We start from the raw sequence: 2,433 nt of genomic DNA, 5'->3' as shown, positions 1-2,433 counted from the left end.
ACGCCGCCGCAGCGGGGGCCCACGTCAACGGCCTCGCGGGCGAACGGCTGGCGGAAACCCAGGCCTTCGGCTTTCTCGCGTCCGAGATGCTCGAGGAAATTCCCGCGGTCCTGTGGGGTGGTGCGGATGAGTGAGACCCCCGACGAGCGGCCGACGCCGGAGGGGGCCGCGGACGCAGACGATCTCACGCACACGACCGATGAGGGCGACGTCCAGATGGTCGACGTCGGCGACAAACCGGACAGCGAACGACGCGCGGTCGCCGTCGGCGAGATCCGCCTTCAGCCGTCGACGATCGAGGCCATCCGGGACGACGGGATCGGCAAGGGAGACGTCCTCGCGACGGCTCGCGTCGGCGCGGTCCAGGCCGTCAAACACACGTGGGAGACGATCCCGATGTGCCACCAGATTCCGATCACGAACGTCGACACCGATTTCTCGCTCGCCGAGGATCGGATCGAACTCCGCGTCGCCGTCGAGACCACCGGCAAGACCGGCTGCGAGATGGAGGCCCTCGAGGGCGTGACGACCGGTCTCAACGTCGTCTGGGACATGGTGAAGGCCGTCGAGAAAGACGAAGACGGGCAGTACCCCGACACGGGTATCGAGAACGTGCGCGTGCTCGCGAAGGAGAAGGAGCGAGCGTAAACTACCCTACCCTACTTCGCTCGGTCTGACGACCTCGCTCGTTGAGGGGAGGGCTTTCGCGTGGACTCCCGTTCTATGCCACCGTCTGTGGTAGCAGGAGGGGCGTACTCCCCACTCACGTTCAACATCCCGCGATTCAGCGCAACGTCTACAGGTGCGCCTCCGTCGGCTGCGTTTTGCCGCCGACGGAGATACCGAAATCCGATGTTCTTCGCCGCGTTGTAGTCCGCGTGGTTCAGATACCCACATTTTAAACACTCGAAGTGCTCGCCGTCGCGGTTGTCCTCGTGGGTACATCCACACGTCGAACACCGTTGAGACGTATGGTCCGGCGGAACTTGTACGGCTTCAACACCGTGTTCAGCCGCCTTGTACTCGATGTATTGGAACAACCGGCGGAACGCCCACACGTGTTGCCACGTCGCCTGTGGGATATTCTCGCGGATATGCGTCAAGTCCTCGAAGACGATATGCGAACAGCCGTATTCGACGGCTTCCTCGATGAGTTCGTTCGCTACGCCATGAAGGTATATTTCGAAGCGTCCGTACTCCTTGCGACCGACGCCTTCGATGGCTTCGTGTGCGGCTCGCGTTCCGTGCTGTTGAAGCGAGCCACGGCGCTTTTCGTACTCTCGTCGCCAATGGTTAAACTCATCGGCGGACCAAAACGTGCCGGTGGACGCAACTGCGATGTTGTTTACCCCGAGATCCACACCGAGGACTGTTCTGTGCTCGGTGTCGAGTTCGGGGTCGTCGGCTTCGATCTTCCGCATCGAGGCATGAAGGAACCACTTACCGTCCCGCCGCTGTAGGTTCGCCATGCGGAACTCGTAGTCCTCGTCTTCGAGGTACGTCCGCGGATGGCGGTCGGGGTCGTCGGGGAGGATGTAGTCGCACTCGACACGCCCGTTGACGGTCGAAAGAGAGACGTGGTCGCGGTGGAACGTCGCACTTCGCTTATCGTAGACCGCGCTGTCGGCGGAGAAGTAGGGTTGGGACGTTCGTTCACCGCGTTTCAATCTTACTACACCGCTCTTGACGGCTTCGACCGCCCGGCGAACACCCTTCTGAACGAGGTTCGCGGTAAGGTTGGTTTCATCCCGTAGTTGGTCGTACAGGGCACGTTCTGCTTTGGCCTTTGAGGTAACGTGGTATCCGTCGTCGCTACCATGCCAACACCATTCGCTCGCGGTGTTCGCACAGTGTTTGAATTGCCCGACAGTCTCACGAAGGGACGCATCGGCGTCCTGAGGCACGTCGAGCTTGATTACGGCGGTTCGACGGTATTCCACGACGGTCTCACATAACGTAGCGATGTTACTTAAACGCCCGGGAGTGGTCCTGTCTGAGAACGTGGTTCGTTGTGGTGTTGTCGGCTCCTCCCCTCCTTACTCCGTTCGCTCCGCTCACTCCGTTGAGGAAGGGGCCTCCGCCTCGCAATTTAGGTGACCTGCTCGAGGTCGAGTACCCGATCGTGCAGGCATCGATCGGCAGCGCGACGACCCCTGAACTCGCGGCGGCCGTCTCGAACGCTGGCGGCCTCGGCCACCTCGCGGTCAACCTCGTGTGCGACGACGCGACGACGATCGTGGATACGGACGAGCACCTCAAGGTGATTCTCGAAAGCGGGGCCGACGTCGTTACGCTCTCGTTCGGCGAGGCAGCGCCCTTCGTCGACCGAATTCACGAGGCTGGCGCGCTCGCGTTTCAGACCGTCGGTAGCGCTGCTGCTGCACGCGAGGCGGTCGCCGCCGGGGTCGACGCCGTCGTCACGCAGGGCCTGGA

General features: G+C 62.2%; 3 protein-coding genes. 2 read left to right on the top strand and 1 reads right to left on the bottom strand.

The genetic code is table 11. The annotated features are described in order from the left end of the window. Positions 1-126: 126 nt before the first annotated feature. Positions 127-648 (top strand): cyclic pyranopterin monophosphate synthase MoaC, encoded by a 522-nt coding sequence (gene moaC, locus PGX04_RS16630; protein ID WP_273739534.1) that lies wholly within the window; start codon positions 127-129, stop codon positions 646-648. An 11-nt stretch (positions 649-659) separates the two neighbouring features. On the opposite strand, the gene PGX04_RS16625 is transcribed toward moaC, so the two are convergent. Continuing rightward, positions 660-1,940, bottom strand: a complete 1,281-nt coding sequence (locus PGX04_RS16625; RefSeq protein ID WP_273739533.1) for an RNA-guided endonuclease InsQ/TnpB family protein — start codon at positions 1,938-1,940, stop codon at positions 660-662. A gap of 182 nt (positions 1,941-2,122) precedes the next feature. Between PGX04_RS16625 and PGX04_RS16620 the strand changes: the two genes are divergently transcribed. Next, on the top strand, positions 2,123-2,433 hold a 311-nt coding region (locus tag PGX04_RS16620), incomplete at its 3' end, for a nitronate monooxygenase (RefSeq protein ID WP_273739532.1).

It is taken from the genome of Natrinema soli (assembly GCF_028618695.1).
This window is presented reverse-complemented; position numbering and strand designations above follow the sequence as displayed.